The following is a 14,900-nucleotide window of genomic DNA, read 5'->3' as shown; positions in this document are numbered from 1 at the left end:
AACTGATTAATCAGTAATACCAAGGCTTTAAAGCTATTAATACATTGACATTAAATAAAGATCATTAACGAAACTCGGGATATATCTATGAAGAACAGCAATATATCGACGAAATTCAGGATATATCTCCGAAAACAGCAATATATCGACGAAATTCAGGATATATCTCCGAAAAACAGCAATATATCGACGAAATTCAGGATATATCTCCAAAAAACAGCAATATATCGACGAAATTCAGGATATATCTCCGAAAAACAGCAATATATCGACGAAATTCAGGATATACCCCTGAAAACAGCATTATCTACATTTCACTGTTATTTACAAAGCCTGTTATTCCTCAAGCATGCCTTTCACTCGCTCTACTTTGTCTTCCATCCTGCGTTCTTTATCACGACGGTCATCGATTCGGATATTCGTACAAACTCTAGCAAGACCTTTTTCAAAAGGTACTTCGTGCATCGCTTGGATCACTTCAAACAATTTAGGCAGGTCGCCTTCAATGATTGTATTCATGGGTGTCAATTGAAAACGAATTTCCCCCTTCTCTTCATATTGCTTTAATACTCTTTGAATATCCGCCACATAGCTGCTAACACTTGGAGTTTGTGTACCGACAGGAATAACCGTTACATCAACTATTGCCATTCTTATTCACCAATCCTTTATATGTATTTCAATCAAGAAGCATCCATCCTATAGAAGACGGATGTTTTTTACTATTATAACTCAAACTTCGCACCTGGGAAATTTGAGAGGAGCTTTGAAGTTTGCGATTCGTGAATCAAAGCACTTCATCCCTTACGAGTAGAACTGGATGTATTCCAGTTCTACTCATTTTGGTATTCCAGCTAACAAATCCACCTCTATTAAAATAGAGGTGGATTTGTTTTAGATCGATTTATTATGCCTTATCTTTTCATTTATATAATCCTTATAGACCAACACAGCAACAACAATAAAACTTAGACTAACAATCCTGAAGATCATCTCTAAACTGATCCATTCTGCTAAAATACCTAATACAAACGCGCTAACTCCAACACCAACGTCAAAACTGGAAAAAAAGGTTGCGTTGGCTGCTCCTCTTTTTTCTTCACTTACCTTTTGAACAGTCCATGTTTGTAAACATGGCATAACGGTACCATAACCTGCCCCAAATAAAATCGCAGCAACGATGAGTTGAGATTCATTTGTCGTATATGACAGGATAACAAGTGAAAAGAATCCTAACACAGCCGCCATAATGATAATAGACCAAGGTCCTTTTTTGTCATACCATTTTCCGGTAAACGGACGTAGTAAAGTTGAGACAGTTGCATTGATAAGGAAGAATAGAAAAATATGATCTACTTCCCTTTGCTTCCCAAAAAGAACCAAAAATGTGATGATAGCCCCAAAACCTAGTGTTGTAATAACCGTAAGTAACGCTTGGAACCATACGTCTTTTTCAAAAATCATATCCAAAAAGCGAAATGGCTTCTTCTCACGCTTTACAATAGTAGGTGAATAGACAAATTGAAGCGCAAGTACTGCCAATAAGCTCAATACGGCTGATGACCATATCAATATATCGAAGGAAAAAGAGTCATAGATAAGGATACCTATACTCGGTGCAACGATAGCCCCGACCGTTGTGGATATAGAAAAATACCCTATCCCTTCTCCTAAGCGTGTCTTAGGAATAAAATCCACTACCATTGTACTGTTAGCAGTGGTTGATACCCCCCATGCTGCACCATGGAAAAGCCGTAACAATAGAAGAAGCCATATCATATTAAGAAACGGATATAGTATTGTAATGACCATTAAAGCTGCACTTGCACAAATGGCCAGACTTTTCCTCTGGTTATCCATTAAATAGTAACCTACAAAAGGCCTGATTAAAACAGCACCTACCGTAAATAATGATGTTCCTAGACCAACTTGAATGGAAGATGCATTCATGCTTAACAAATAGGCAGGCAAAATAGGAAGCAACATTTCAAACCCAATAAAAACTAAAAAGTTGCTTATAGATAAAAAAAGAAATGATTTATTAAAGATTCTTTGATTTTTCATATGATTATTCCTCGCTTCTAAATTATTTTTCTAAGTTAGAAGCGTTTGGAACACCGAAACATTTTTCAATTGCCTAAGGTTTTTAGTCAATTGACTCACCCTCTCTAAACCCCTTAAAAAATTTATCAAACAATCATAACAGAACCTACCTTTATAAACAAGCAGTTCTTTTTTTAATAACTTTATAGGAAGGAATTAAGTGAGCGACAAATTAAGATTATTTAGGTTGTGACCGGAAAAACCCGACACTTTCTAAATGAGTAAAAAGTTATTGGGAGTACTATGTTTTTTTCTACTGTCAAGTAAAGCAATACAGTGAGCCAATCGCTCTACCCCTAGTTTAATTTGACTCTCGTTCACTTGAGAGATGCATAAACGAACGAGATTCTCCTTTTTATATTCTGCTAAAAACATTCTGGAGGCATCATCAACATATATATGCTGCTCGTTTAGCATATGAACCACCTGTTTTGCTTTCACATTCTCGGGCAAACTGATGGAAAGATAGAATCCGGAATTCGGTTTAGAAAAAGAAGTATTAGCCGGCAGCAATATTTCACATGCTTCTTGAAGGATTTGCATTTTAGTTCGGTATACCTCTTTTACATTTTTGAGATGATTATTAAACATACCGCTTTTTAAATAGATTTCTAGCGCACCTTGAGAAAGTGCTGAACTATTAAAATCCGAACTGAATTTATAACGTAAAAAGTTGTTCATCATTAATGCAGGAAGAACGACAGTCCCAATCCTTAGCCCTGGGAGAAAAATTTTCGAAAGGCTTTTAATATAAATCACTCTCCCAGAAGGATCAAAAGAAAATAAAGGATCGGATTTTGGATTTGGATCAAGGTCTCCTAAAATATCATCCTCCACTATGTATACATCGTATTTTTCTGCTAACTCAACGATTTTTTTCTTTTCGCCATTCGTGTAACTATGTCCAAGTGGATTGTGAAATCTCGGGATAATATAGAAAAACTTTATATCATTATTTCGAAAAATGTATTCCAGTCGATCAAGATCTATTCCTTTCATTGATAATTCGATCCCAAAAGTGGTCGCTTGATGCAGATTGATGGACTCGATAAATCCAAAATAAGTAGGCTGTTCAATTAGAATATTGTTTTTCCCATTTGGAAATGGCATTGAAACTAATAAATGGAGGGCTTGCTGCGAGCCAGAGACAACGACTAATCTTTCTGGTTTAGTGAAGACCTGTAAATTCTCCAAATATTTCACCAACTGTACTCGCAGTGAGTAAAGCCCTTGTTGATCAGAGTATGTAAATAGCTCTTCTTTGTAATGATCAATTGCTTGATTCATACAATGTTGAAATTCAACATAAGGCATAACATTTTTATCTGGACCGGCAGACAAAAAATCAATCACCTCATTTTCTTCCTTCGCTTTTTGATATTCATTCACAACATAGTAGCCGCTTTTAGGAACAGAATAAATTAAATGCTCTTTTTCAAGTTCTGTATATGCTTTAATTACCGTATTTTTGCTACATGAAAAATACTCAGATAATTGACGAACAGAAGGAAGTTTACTGCCTGCATTTAGCGAACCATCTTCTAGGCGAAGCTTAATGTCTTCCATTATCATTATATATTTTGAGTTCATATATTAATCCCCCTCCAACTGTACCAGGACAGATAGGTAAAAAAACGGTTTATTTTTATTGAATGTACTCATAGTATGTTAATTATATCAGAACTGTTTTTAAGATAAGTGAAAAATGGTACAGATGTGGTACAAAGTATAAAGATTGGGGTTGGAAAAGATGCTGGGGGAAACAAGAGAAAAATTAGGATTATTTTTGGGATTGGTGGGTGTCATTTGTTTTAGCTTAACGCTCCCCGCTACAAGTATTGCTGTAGAGTATTTTGGGACTACGGTCGTCGGTTTAGGAAGAACGGTTGTTGCTGCTATTTTAGTAGCGGTGGTATTGATCGTTCGAAAGGAAAAACTGCCTTCTCCAAGTCAATTCAAAAGTCTACTTATTGTTGCAGTTGGTGCAGTTTTAGGATTTCCTCTCCTCACTTCTTGGGCAATGGAATCCTTGCCTGTTTCTCATGGAGCTGTGGAAGTAGCCCTGTTACCGTTAGCAACAGCTGGATTTGCCATATTTAGGGCAGGTGAAATCCCATCCCTCAAGTTCTGGATTTCAAGTATCATCGGCTCTTTAGCTGTCATTATGTATGCACTTCATCTTGGATTCGGCCAATTGCAATTAGCCGATTTAGCTTTACTGGCAGCAGTGATCATACTGGGACTTAGTTACGCAGAAGGGGGGAAATTAGCGAAAGAATTAGGCAGCTGGCAAGTGATTGCTTGGGCCATTATGATCGGTGCTCCATTTTTCATTATTCCAGTTGGACTAAACCTTTCAACTGAAATGCTCCATGCCCCTATCCAAGCTTGGGTTAGCTTAATTTATCTCGCAGTGGTTAGTCAATTTCTAGCATATGTTGCTTGGTATAGCGGAATGGCTATGGGCGGAATAGCAAGGGTTAGTCAGATTCAATACTTACAACCATTTTTGATGATTGTATTTGCAACAGTATTTCTAGATGAATCCATCACATTTTTCACCATTGTAATAGCAGTAATTGTTGTCTTTTCTGTCATATTAGGCAAAAATGCTCCTGTAACAAAAAAAGTAGCTGTATCAGGGAAAAGCTAACTGCATTTAGAACAACCGAATTCCAATAGATGAAAGAGACCGACAGTCATGAATATGGATTCAAAATAAAAATCAACAAAATCGTAGGGAAACTAAGTTATGTCAAAATCATCCATTGTAAGGACAAAAGTTAATCATTGATCAACTGAACGAATTTCGAATACGGATGAGCAACAGATTTCATTATTAATGAAATCAAATCTAAAGAAATAATAGAATGTTACTGCCTAACGGGAGTGTTGATCAAGGATTAACGCTCTTTCTTTTTCAAATTAGGCTTAAATTTCGTATTGTAAAATCCTTATATGTAAAAGCTTTCATATTCATTAGATCTTCCAGATTCCACGACTTAGTTTCAATGGCTTCTTAACCGGTTTCTTACCTTATCACGGTTCATCTTTCACACCGCCATAAAAAAGCACCCAAACCAATGGATGCCTTCTCCTTTTATTCATTAATTTTGAATTCTTTCAATAGATCATTCCTATACGAAATTGCATCTCGTTCAAAAACTTTTTTAAACCTGTTTTCGTACTCTTCACGGGTTATTAGACCTTTTTCTTCCAGTAATTCCACTATAGTTCTAACCCTTACTCTACTCGACACTAATTCGTTTGTCATATTGGACAATAAAATACTGATTTTCTCATCATCATTCATTTTCTCATCCCCTTTGTTTAACTAATTTGACAAAAGGGACCAATTCCCTGCAAAAATTCCATTCACAATTTAATCGATCTTTTTGAATAGATTTCACTTATAAAAGCCAGATTATTAAAATATATGAGTGATACAAATGAGGGTCCTACATGAATCAAGCTGGTGTTAATGAAAAATATAAGGTATCACCATTTTATGTGTTTTTTTTAGTGCATTCCATGCAAACTGGATTAGGCGTATTGAGTTTTCAAAGAGATTTGGCTAAAGCGACAGGAACCGATGGCTGGTTATCCATACTCCTAGCTGGATTGATTGTTCATATATTAATTTGGCTAATCTATAAGATATTTAGTTTTGTTCCTGGCGATATAATCTCCTCTAATAATCATGCATTCGGTAAATGGATTGGTAATTTCTTCAGTCTTTTATTTATTCTTTACTTCTTTGTCCTTGGAATGACGATCATAATCGGTTATATAAATGTCATTCATGTTTGGATGTTTGAAGAGGTACCTTCTTGGGCATTTGCTTTGGTTTTCCTTATCTTGATTTATTATATAAATACAGGGGGATTCCGAACCATTACGGGTATTGCCTTCTTAACTGTAATCGTTTCATACTGGCTTTTATTTGTACCTTTTTATGGTTTTAAATACTCTGATTTCACCGGTTTTCTTCCTATTTTCCATCATAATTTATTCGAAATAATGGAAGGAACCAAAAGTTTTTCATTATCCATGCTTGGATTTGAAATGATACTGATGTATTATCCGTTCATCAAAAATGCTGAAAGATCGCAAAAGTATGCTCACGGAGGAGTTGTGCTCACTACGTTATTGAGCTTATTACTTTATTTTGTGTCGATAGTCTTTTATTCACAGAAACATTTGACCCTTACTCTATACCCAACACTAACATTGACCAGTATTATTGAGTTGCCCTTTATTCAACGGTTCGAATACATAACTGTTTCTTGGTGGACCATCATTATCATACCCAATATGGTCATTCCTTTGTGGGCTGCCAGCAGGGGTGTCAAGCGCTTATTCAATGTCCAGCAAAAGTATCCCTTATGGGGAATGTCCATAATCATACTACTTGTGAATATACTTTTTTATGATATCGATTCCTTATATATATTAAATAAAATAATCAATCCCTACTTCGTATGCTTCATTGTTATATATTTGCCTCTTCTTTTTGTTTTCATAAGCATTAAAAAATCGCGGAACCGGTTATGAAAAAGTTTGAAATCCCTAGTGATACTGTATTCTGCTGTTCTTATAACGAGCCCACTATCACGAATTGTCCCCATCAGATAAATATCAATTCCTTCACCAAATAAGTTCGGGCTAGGAAAACAAAAGGAAGACCACTTATTATGGTCTTCCCAGACTGTAGACAAACTCGATGACAATCGAGTTTGTCTATTTTTATGGCTTGTACAATTTGAACGTTGATTGGAACGCAGGGGCACTCGCTTTCCGCGGGCAATTCGGGGAGCCTCCTCGGCATTCGCCTGCGGGGTCTCATGCACCGTACTCAGCAAGTATCTGTATCTATCTTCAAGGTATTTTCTTGTTTCAGCATCTTGATTAATAAGCATCGCATGCCAAAAACGTATTCAAATTGGAAATAATCCTGGTGTGTGTCTTGACCCCACTCATCATGTTTAGGAAACCTTTTCCAATCTTATCAGCTATTTCATTTAAATTCCTTCTTTTATTCAAAAACCAAGTAATACCAAAATAAATTTAGTGCATTATATATCCGACTGGCACCACTATTGCCGTTAAAGAATTCAACACGGTTAAACATTTAGAAATATCCAATAAATTTGATTCCAAAGGATTAATGCCTTTTATGAATAAGCTTTCATAAATCAACCAAAATATCAGCACCTAACCGGGGATTCCCCAACGTATAAAGTATTTTGTATCAAACCTCATTATTTTTCATGCTCCTTCCAACCTTAAATTTATTCAACAACTGGAACGATTTTACCTGCATTAAAAAAGGACTCCGCATAATTGGCAAGGTCCTTTTAATCATCTTCAATTAGTTGAACCATTCATAATCATATTTTTGCTCTATTAGGGGTCCATGACCCCTAATAGAGGAATATGTTAATAATTGTAGAAATTATAAAGAGGGTTTGATTTTAAAAAGGAGGATAAAAAGTTGAAAGTAATGGTAGCCTTTTTTAATCGTGTTATGCAGAGATATTTACCCGATCCATTTATATTTGTTATTATTTTAACTTTTGTTGTGTTTGGGCTGGGACTTATTTTCACCGATAGCGGGCCTTATCAGATGGCTCAGCATTGGGGAAATGGATTTTGGGGATTGCTTCTTTTTGCTATGCAGATGGTTCTTGTTTTAGTAACTGGACATGTATTAGCTAGTAGCAGAATTTTTAAAAAGGGATTAGGTGCTCTTGCATCTATGGCTAAATCTCCAGGTCAGGCAATTATTATTGTAAGTGTCGTTTCTCTCGTAGCAAGCTGGATAAACTGGGGATTCGGACTTGTAATTGGGGCTTTGTTCGCTAAAGAATTAGCAAAAAAAGTAAAAAATGTTGATTATCGCCTTTTAATTGCGAGTGCTTATTCTGGATTTCTCATCTGGCATGGTGGAATATCTGGATCAACTCCATTGACTATTGCTACTCCAGGCCACTTTTCCGAAGATTTAATTGGAATTATCCCAACAAGTGAAACGATATTTTCTAGTTTTAATCTTTTTATTGTTATAGCGTTAATCATAATCGTTCCATTAGTTAATCGATTCATGATGCCTTCAAAGGAACAAACAGTGACTGTAGATCTTGCTCTTCTAGAGGATGATGTCCAGGCAGCTACTATTGAAAAAGAGGATTTGACTCCTGCTGAGAGGCTTGAGAATAGCTGGATTATCTCCCTATCAATTGGGATATTAGGGATTGTTTTTCTTTTCTATTATTTTGTACATAACGGTTTTAAACTAAATCTTGATATTGTTAATTTCTTATTCTTATTTTTAGGAATTCTCTTTCATGGTACCCCAAAACACTTTTTAGAGGCTGTTGTTAATGCAGTAAAAGGAGCGAGTGGGATCATCATCCAATTCCCTTTTTATGCGGGGATCATGGGTATGATGACAGCATCAGGTTTAGCTACTGTTATATCTAATGGTTTCGTTTCAATATCTAATGAATTTACATTCCCGTTATTTACGTTTTTAAGTGCAGGTTTGGTCAATATTTTCATACCTTCTGGTGGAGGTCAATGGGCGGTTCAAGCCCCTGTCATGCTGGATGCAGCGATAGCACTTGATGTATCCATTCCAAAAACGGCTATGGCGGTTGCCTGGGGAGATGCATGGACTAATCTAATCCAACCATTCTGGGCACTCCCTGCTCTTGCTATTGCTGGTCTAAAGGCAAAAGATATTATGGGTTACTGTGTATTGACTCTTTTTGTAAGTGGTATTGTTATTTCACTAGGACTCTTGTTTTTCTAATAAGGATTTGTAGAATAGACAGTATTTCGGATGATAATGAATGAAAAATAAAGGATCTATTCAACTAGTTAAATTTGAATAGCTCTTTTATTTTTTGTAGTGTTGGCAGGAAAATGTGGATTTACAACGTTAAGACACGAATAAAACTTTTTAATTCCTCAATTTATAATGTGAACTTTTTCTATACAGGGATGCACCCACAAGTTAAAATTTTATGCACCCCCAAAACAAAACCTGCACTTATTGTAATCTTCCCTATTTATTAAGCTGAGGGCGCGTGCTCACAGCGCAGTAGCTCCTGCAATTGCATTTATACATATAGTCTGACAATCAGTTATACTACTTACTTGTTCAAAATATAACTGAACAACCTGTTTTCAAAAAAGCTACTCAGTTGGGTTGTTCAACGCTTATTTTTTCTTACCCACACGTAGGGAGAAAACCCCCGAAAATTTGATATCAGGGGTTTTCTTCATTTTATATTTAGTATTTTTCTTCAAATACTTAGTTTTATTTAATTAGCTGCAATTGTAATACAATTTTTTTCACTGCAAAAATCTAAATTAGTCTCTCTAAACTCTTTTGGACTTTCAACGTAGGAATAGTGGATACTATCTAACACACTAACACACGAGCTTTTCAGATTTAGTCATGTGTTCATTAGTAGACTCTTATTTCCAAATAGAATTATCAACTGTGTTATATCGTTAGATTTTTTAGCATTTCAATATATGCCTTCAATTCTGAATCCGTCAATCCTGAAATACGTTCGAAAAAAATAGATTCTTTTTCTTTTAAAGCTTTTATTGTTTTGTCATGACCAAGCTCGGTTAAAGATAACATTACCCCTCGACGATCTTTAGGGTGGGGTTCACTCTTTACATATCCCAGACCTTTTAATTGCCCTATAAGTCTACTGATAGAGCTACGGTCCATTGCTGTTGATTCAGCTAAAGTCGATGCGTTAGTAGGACCATGTGAAAATAACCAGCGAACAATCAAAAAGGCTGCTGGCTGCAAAGTTGTATCAAATGTAGCTGCAGTTCTGACATTAAGTGCATGTGCCTCACTAATCAACGAATTGAGCTGTTCACCAAGAGCTAACTCCAGTTCTTCTCTCAAATCAGAATTATTAATATCCATAGTTCTCCCTTCTCAACGCAACTAAATGTATTTGACATATATCAAATACTTGAATATGATTGATATATGTCAAATATATTTAATTGTTAATACTATGTCAAGTTTATAGAAGGAGAATGTATAATGCCCGAGTATCCAATAATTGTAATGACTGGTGCTACCAGTGGTATTGGTCAGATTGCTGCAATTGAAATCGCAAAACGTGGTGCACATTTAGTGCTGACTGCTCGTAACAAAGAACGGGCTAAAGCAACTGAGAAATTAATTAGAGAAGCTTCACCAAATACGGAGGTTGATTTCTATTTTGGTGATTTATCGTTAATGCATGATGTTCGCCGTATAGGACTTGAGATAAAACAAAACTATTCAAAAATTGATGTACTCATCCACAATGCTGGGCTTCATGGGTTCGAGCAACGTGTTACCTCTGAAGGATTTGCCGAGATGATTGCGGTAAACTATCTAACGCCTTGGCTACTAACAAATCTGCTAAAGGACTCTTTGGTAAAAGCAAAAAATGCAAAAATTATTAATGTCGCTTCGGAAGCCTCACGAAATCATGGGGAACTAAAATTACCATATGATTTGACGGACACATCTCCATTTACATTGAGGGGTTCATCTAAAATTTATGGAAAAACAAAGCTTCTAAATATCATGTTTACTGGTGAGTTAGTGCGTCAGTTTTCAGGAACTTTGGTAAATGCCAACGCTCTAAATCCTGGTTTCAATAATACTGGCCTGGGAAGAGAACTTCGTATATCTTCTGTATTGGGAAAAGTCTTAGAATTCCTTAATATCGGAAATCCAAAAAGAGGGGCTGACATCATTGTTCGTTTAGCACTTGATTCCGAATATGAGAGAGTGACAGGAGGATACTTTAATGTTGGAACTGGAGATAAAATTGATCCGATATATCCAGGAAAAGATGTTTCTATGCAGCAAAGTTTGTGGAATGATACCAAAGAATTATTGTTAGAGTATATAAATTGATTTTCTATTCTTCAATGAAGTTACATTTTCCTAAACGAAAATGTATATGGGAATTGATTAATGCAATTCCAATTTAGACAAATAGTCTTTTATTATACAACTAGTGCTGAAACTTTAGTAAATTCAAGTTCAATTTCACTTCCCGTATTTCTCATTTCCAAACTTTTATTACGTTTGTTATTGAACTAACCTCCCTCAATAAACTAAACACACTCTCACGATCGCTCTAGAATTCTTAGGATTTCATAGTCATATCATTAACAGTTATTTATGTAAGCTAGGCATCACTCCTCCAGGGTAGGGATTTATCGAAAAAAGTGTATGCTAAACTAACCAATTATAGGAAAAAATCAGTTTAAGCAATGTTATGATCGCACATGTTTCATGGAGGTCAACCCCTCCCATGTCTCACAGAACCGATGCTCCTACATTCCTTCGTTCAACCTTTTAATAAGGGGTTGCCGCAGCACCCCCTTATTCACTCCTGAAGCACCATTTGCTACTAGACTGAGCATGGCTGCCTGTAAAGGTTTGAATCCCAATGAAACTAATAGAACGGCACAGATTGCAATCGGTAGATTGAATATCTTTAAGTGTTTTAACAGAGTGTGCAAACTTTTCTTTTTCGCTCTCATTTAGTGAAAGCTCCACATTATTTTTTGCACCTGTACGATTAATTACAGTTGGAGTATCAACATGAACATTTCTTTGACCATATTGGCCTTCTAACAACGATCCAACTAGTAAGGATCTGGAATAAAAATGCCGATACACCTATGCTAATGATTAGTGTAAAAAGGGCTGTGATAATGCCCTTCATTTTAAATACAGTCAGACCCAATAGAAAGGAATATGACAGGAAAGGCCGCAACCAAGGCTGATAAGTACGTGTTATTCAATAGATTATAATCTTGAATCCACATGATGCTTCCTTTTTTCTATTTAATGTTATAATTTTAATTCTTCAAAATGAGGTGCCAAAATGTCTTTTAAGACATAAGCACTGTGTTGGAAATTCTGTTGTTCTTCTTCATTAAGTTCTAATTCGACAATTTCTCGGATTCCACTACGATTAATGATTGCTGGAACACCCATGTACACATGCTTTTCACCATACTGGCCATCCAGATGAGCAGATACAGTTAACACGCTATTTTCATTGTGGAGAATGGCTTTTGTAATTCGCACAAGTCCCATAGCGATGCCATAGTAGGTAGCACCTTTTCCTTCAATGATTTTGTAGGCTGCATCACGTACATTAATAAAAATCTCATCTAAGTCTTCTTTTTTATAGTGTTCTTGGCGTTCAATCATTTTCAAAACGGGAATACCACCCACGTCTGCAGAACTATAAACAGGTAGCTCGCTGTCACCGTGTTCTCCGATGATATATGCATGCACATTTTTCGGTGCGACTTTAAAGTAATCACCTAGTAGGAAACGGAAACGAGCTGTATCAAGAATGGTACCAGATCCAATGACTCGTTCTTTAGGTAACCCACTATAATGCCATGTTGCGTATGTTAAGATGTCAACCGGATTGGTTGCAACAAGAAAGATGCCATCAAATCCACTAGCCATGACATTCTCGACTATTGTTTTAAAAATCTTCAGATTTTTATCCACAAGGTCAAGGCGTGTTTCTCCTGGTTTTTGGTTCGCTCCTGCACAAATTACAACTAAATCTACATCTGCACAATCTTCATACTCTCCAAAGCGAATATTTGTTGGATCTGGAGCGAAAACTTTCCCATGATTTAAATCCATCACATCACCAATTGCTTTTTCTTTATTTAAATCAATCATAATCAACTCATCTACAATTCCTTGGTTCATAAGAGCAAAGGCGTAGCTTGAGCCTACAAACCCTGTTCCAATTAATGCGACACGGCTTACTTTTTCTTTTGTCATAGGTTTTTCATCCTTTCATCTCATTAAGTTTTCAAAAGGACAATATTGTTTGTGAAACATTTCACAAATTAATGATACATCACTTTTTTTCAATTTACAATCCATTTTCAAAAAAAATTTGTTTTTAAAAAGGCTACTAAACTGCATAAATTTTTCTGTAAAGCTACTCAGTTTCTATCTTTAACGCTCTCCCTTTATCCTCTAACTTTTTGCATCAATTATCTGTTTAATAATTTCTATGCTTTTAAAATCCTTTGGACGAAGTGTTCTTCCTGTTCCTTGTTCGTAAACTCTTTTTTCCTCAAGTAATTGGTATGGGTTTAGAACATTTATTGAAACACCTCTTAAATTATAAAGTTCCATTGGCAAGGCATCTTTCCTCCATACCCAATCTGGAAAACCGTTAGCGACTATATCGCCATTATCAGAATACCGAACAAATACAAAACTCACATCGACATTGTTTTTGAGGAAATCGGTTTGAAACTCTCCTACAGGCTTTATTTGAAAACCAGCATTAACAAGAGCCTGTTCCAAGTGCTCACGATAATGTAACCAAGTAACTAAATCAATATCAGTATGTGAACGAGTAATCTTTCCAAGAAGAAAATCTATCGCCCATCCGCCTCGTAGCCACAGGTTAAAATTAAGTGATAAGCAAATTTCATTTATTTCAAGAAGTATATTTAATTGTGATTTGCCTGTATCATTTTCTCCGGTAACATTCTTACAATCCATCCTCATACACACCCTTTATGTACTAAGATTTTAAGCATTACCTTATTCTGCATAAGGATTGCAAAATCCTTCTTCAAAAAACCTGCCCCGTTAGTTGCATATAGAAAGAGCTGCCTTAAAGACAGCTCTGATCTTCAGTTAACGCACCCGTTGTTCAATAGCGTTATTGTAGAGTTGATACAAACTTGACGTAAAATGTGTAATTCAAGGAAGTATTAATGAGAAGGCTTTTTCTCCAAAATACTTTTAAAACTTTTTCTGTAACAAAGCAACAAATAACTATACATGATTACAATTATTACTGCTAAAACAAGTAACGAATGATCAAGGATCAAATGAAGTAAGAAAATGTTGGCTACAATTGGACCCAATATTGCAAGTGCTAATGGGACAAATCGATTACTTAAAAGTAAAACTCCACAAACAATCTCTAAAAACTTTTCAAATATTAATAGATATTCAAATTTGAATAATGCCATCGCTTCGGGGCTAGTAGCAATAAATGGTTCAAAGTCAAAAATGACAAAATAACCGTTTAGACCTGCAATAAGGAAGATAAAACCTAAAAATATTCTGGAGAGATGTAAAAGGACTTTATTCAACCTGCACACCACCAATTTGATTTTAGTTTTAATTCTAATTTTATTATAGTTGGTTACTGCTCAGTACGATAAAACTTTGTACTAATGCAACTAACCCTCCCTATAGTTGCATAAAAAAAAGCTGTCTTAAAGACAGCTATACATTTATGAATATTTTCATTTTTGGTATTATCAATCCATGCACATCCTACTGAACCTCATTACACAACCGACCGATATTCTCGACTTCAACAACGACTTCATCCCCCGACTTGATCGGGCAGCTGCCAGATGGTGAACCCGTGGCCAAAATATCACCGGGCTCCAGTGTCATTACCTGTGAAAGCCAGCTGATTAAAAATGGAATGCTTAGAGACATTTCATTGGTATTTCCGTCTTGGACAACGCGGCCGTTTAAAGTGGTCACAATCCTTAAGTTTGTAGGATCCACCCCGGTAACGATGTATGGCCCCAAAGGTCCGAATGTATCAAATCCTTTGCCCCGCGTAAACTGTGGATCTTTTTTTGTAAGATCTCTTGCTGTCACGTCATTAAATATCGTGCAGCCGAATACATAATCAAGCGCATCTTCTTCTTTAATGTTTTTTCCGCGCTTT

13 protein-coding genes and 2 pseudogenes are annotated in these 14,900 nt (G+C 35.9%); 4 read left to right on the top strand and 11 right to left on the bottom strand.

Annotated elements, in window-relative coordinates; all coding sequences use genetic code 11:
* Window positions 1-336: 336 nt before the first annotated feature.
* The 3 genes from OTG27_RS16645 to OTG27_RS16635 all read right to left on the bottom strand — a co-directional run bounded on the left by OTG27_RS16645 (window position 337) and on the right by OTG27_RS16635 (window position 3,693).
* Window positions 337-651, bottom strand: a complete 315-nt coding sequence (locus tag OTG27_RS16645; RefSeq protein ID WP_057276246.1) for an MTH1187 family thiamine-binding protein — start codon at window positions 649-651, stop codon at window positions 337-339.
* 243 nt (window positions 652-894) lie between these two features.
* Complete coding sequence (locus tag OTG27_RS16640) at window positions 895-2,064, bottom strand: MFS transporter (protein WP_268937464.1); 1,170 nt, start codon at window positions 2,062-2,064, stop codon at window positions 895-897.
* A gap of 252 nt (window positions 2,065-2,316) precedes the next feature.
* The gene (locus OTG27_RS16635) at window positions 2,317-3,693 is read right to left on the bottom strand and encodes an aminotransferase-like domain-containing protein (protein ID WP_268937463.1); all 1,377 of its coding nucleotides are present in this window, start codon (window positions 3,691-3,693) and stop codon (window positions 2,317-2,319) included.
* A 160-nt stretch (window positions 3,694-3,853) separates the two neighbouring features.
* Between OTG27_RS16635 and OTG27_RS16630 the strand changes: the two genes are divergently transcribed.
* The gene (locus tag OTG27_RS16630) at window positions 3,854-4,756 is read left to right on the top strand and encodes a DMT family transporter (RefSeq protein WP_268937462.1); all 903 of its coding nucleotides are present in this window, start codon (window positions 3,854-3,856) and stop codon (window positions 4,754-4,756) included.
* A 447-nt stretch (window positions 4,757-5,203) separates the two neighbouring features.
* On the opposite strand, the gene OTG27_RS16625 is transcribed toward OTG27_RS16630, so the two are convergent.
* On the bottom strand, window positions 5,204-5,416 hold the full coding sequence (locus tag OTG27_RS16625) for a hypothetical protein (RefSeq protein ID WP_268937461.1): 213 nt from the start codon (window positions 5,414-5,416) through the stop codon (window positions 5,204-5,206).
* Window positions 5,417-5,565: 149 nt separating this feature from the next.
* Here OTG27_RS16625 and OTG27_RS16620 point away from each other — a divergent pair, with 149 nt between their 5' ends.
* Together OTG27_RS16620 and OTG27_RS16615 are read left to right on the top strand one after the other, a co-directional pair.
* Window positions 5,566-6,657, top strand: a complete 1,092-nt coding sequence (locus OTG27_RS16620) for a GerAB/ArcD/ProY family transporter (protein WP_268937460.1) — start codon at window positions 5,566-5,568, stop codon at window positions 6,655-6,657.
* Between the two features lie 949 nt (window positions 6,658-7,606).
* Window positions 7,607-8,917 carry a short-chain fatty acid transporter gene (locus OTG27_RS16615; RefSeq protein ID WP_374941268.1) on the top strand — a complete coding sequence of 437 codons (1,311 nt, stop codon included), beginning with the start codon at window positions 7,607-7,609 and terminating at the stop codon, window positions 8,915-8,917.
* 699 nt (window positions 8,918-9,616) lie between these two features.
* Here the strand turns inward: OTG27_RS16615 and OTG27_RS16610 are convergent.
* A complete protein-coding gene (locus OTG27_RS16610) occupies window positions 9,617-10,060 on the bottom strand; it encodes a MarR family winged helix-turn-helix transcriptional regulator (protein WP_034313372.1) in 444 nt (147 codons plus the stop codon).
* Between the two features lie 123 nt (window positions 10,061-10,183).
* Between OTG27_RS16610 and OTG27_RS16605 the strand changes: the two genes are divergently transcribed.
* Window positions 10,184-11,053 carry an SDR family NAD(P)-dependent oxidoreductase gene (locus OTG27_RS16605; protein WP_268937458.1) on the top strand — a complete coding sequence of 290 codons (870 nt, stop codon included), beginning with the start codon at window positions 10,184-10,186 and terminating at the stop codon, window positions 11,051-11,053.
* 482 nt (window positions 11,054-11,535) lie between these two features.
* On the opposite strand, the pseudogene OTG27_RS16600 reads toward OTG27_RS16605, so the two are convergent.
* From OTG27_RS16600 to OTG27_RS16575, 6 genes and pseudogenes are all read right to left on the bottom strand, one after another.
* A pseudogene (locus tag OTG27_RS16600) lies at window positions 11,536-11,637 on the bottom strand (L-lactate permease); the annotation flags it as partial.
* 58 nt (window positions 11,638-11,695) lie between these two features.
* Window positions 11,696-11,827: pseudogene (locus tag OTG27_RS16595) on the bottom strand (L-lactate dehydrogenase); the annotation flags it as partial.
* A gap of 174 nt (window positions 11,828-12,001) precedes the next feature.
* Window positions 12,002-12,964 (bottom strand): L-lactate dehydrogenase, encoded by a 963-nt coding sequence (locus OTG27_RS16590; RefSeq protein WP_268937457.1) that lies wholly within the window; start codon window positions 12,962-12,964, stop codon window positions 12,002-12,004.
* A 201-nt stretch (window positions 12,965-13,165) separates the two neighbouring features.
* On the bottom strand, window positions 13,166-13,702 hold the full coding sequence (locus tag OTG27_RS16585; protein WP_034313386.1) for a nucleotidyltransferase domain-containing protein: 537 nt from the start codon (window positions 13,700-13,702) through the stop codon (window positions 13,166-13,168).
* 215 nt (window positions 13,703-13,917) lie between these two features.
* Window positions 13,918-14,304 (bottom strand): DoxX family membrane protein, encoded by a 387-nt coding sequence (locus tag OTG27_RS16580; RefSeq protein ID WP_268937456.1) that lies wholly within the window; start codon window positions 14,302-14,304, stop codon window positions 13,918-13,920.
* 187 nt (window positions 14,305-14,491) lie between these two features.
* The coding region (locus OTG27_RS16575) for a fumarylacetoacetate hydrolase family protein (RefSeq protein WP_268937455.1) at window positions 14,492-14,900 on the bottom strand (409 nt) is incomplete at its 5' end.

This window comes from Peribacillus sp. AS_2, from assembly GCF_026891895.1.
GTDB lineage: Bacteria > Bacillota > Bacilli > Bacillales > DSM-1321 > Peribacillus > Peribacillus frigoritolerans.
Note: the sequence above shows the minus strand (reverse complement) of the source record. Positions and strands in the feature narration are given on the sequence as shown.

Coding starts and splice junctions, on each gene's coding strand:
- OTG27_RS16645 (WP_057276246.1), bottom strand. CDS start 651: ATGGCAATAGTTGATGTAACGGTTATTCCTGTCGGTACACAAACTCCA.
- OTG27_RS16640 (WP_268937464.1), bottom strand. CDS start 2,064: ATGAAAAATCAAAGAATCTTTAATAAATCATTTCTTTTTTTATCTATA.
- OTG27_RS16635 (WP_268937463.1), bottom strand. CDS start 3,693: ATGAACTCAAAATATATAATGATAATGGAAGACATTAAGCTTCGCCTA.
- OTG27_RS16630 (WP_268937462.1), top strand. CDS start 3,854: ATGCTGGGGGAAACAAGAGAAAAATTAGGATTATTTTTGGGATTGGTG.
- OTG27_RS16625 (WP_268937461.1), bottom strand. CDS start 5,416: ATGAATGATGATGAGAAAATCAGTATTTTATTGTCCAATATGACAAAC.
- OTG27_RS16620 (WP_268937460.1), top strand. CDS start 5,566: ATGAATCAAGCTGGTGTTAATGAAAAATATAAGGTATCACCATTTTAT.
- OTG27_RS16615 (WP_374941268.1), top strand. CDS start 7,607: ATGGTAGCCTTTTTTAATCGTGTTATGCAGAGATATTTACCCGATCCA.
- OTG27_RS16610 (WP_034313372.1), bottom strand. CDS start 10,060: ATGGATATTAATAATTCTGATTTGAGAGAAGAACTGGAGTTAGCTCTT.
- OTG27_RS16605 (WP_268937458.1), top strand. CDS start 10,184: ATGCCCGAGTATCCAATAATTGTAATGACTGGTGCTACCAGTGGTATT.
- OTG27_RS16590 (WP_268937457.1), bottom strand. CDS start 12,964: ATGACAAAAGAAAAAGTAAGCCGTGTCGCATTAATTGGAACAGGGTTT.
- OTG27_RS16585 (WP_034313386.1), bottom strand. CDS start 13,702: ATGGATTGTAAGAATGTTACCGGAGAAAATGATACAGGCAAATCACAA.